This is a genomic window from Lactiplantibacillus sp. ME-2 (assembly GCF_022549155.1).
GTDB lineage: Bacteria > Bacillota > Bacilli > Lactobacillales > Lactobacillaceae > Lactiplantibacillus > Lactiplantibacillus plantarum.
Map to the genome: position 1 here is coordinate 1 of NZ_JAKZEQ010000140.1, position 360 is coordinate 360.

General features: G+C 44.2%; 1 protein-coding gene. It reads right to left on the minus strand.

What is annotated here, in order from left to right; all coding sequences use genetic code 11:
• Positions 1–360, minus strand: a 360-nt coding sequence (locus MMY95_RS15715) for an ImmA/IrrE family metallo-endopeptidase (RefSeq protein WP_347192204.1), incomplete at both ends; no start/stop codon positions are given.

Here is a 360-nt window from a genome sequence, read left to right on the forward strand (position 1 = left end):
CGTAACCGAGTGAGTAGTTGCTGGTATCAACGCCAATATTTTGCATGGCAACATATGCGACCGCTTCGGCTTGCGTTTCTTGATAGGCTCGCGGGCGATCTTTAAAGGCTGATTTTAGGCCGTGTAGCTGGCTATGCGCATATTCGTGATATAACGTCTTTAGTTTCAAAGCATTGTCGGGCTCATCGCCACCAATGACGATTTCATTAGTGCTGGGTTGAAAATACCCCTTAGCCCCATTTAGCGTCGCTAAAGGCACTTCACTGACTTTAAGGTCGGTTTGCTGATTTAAATAATCTTTGAACGCGTTATATAAGCTTGTCACATTCTGATGATCGGCCAAATTTTCTTTGACAAAGT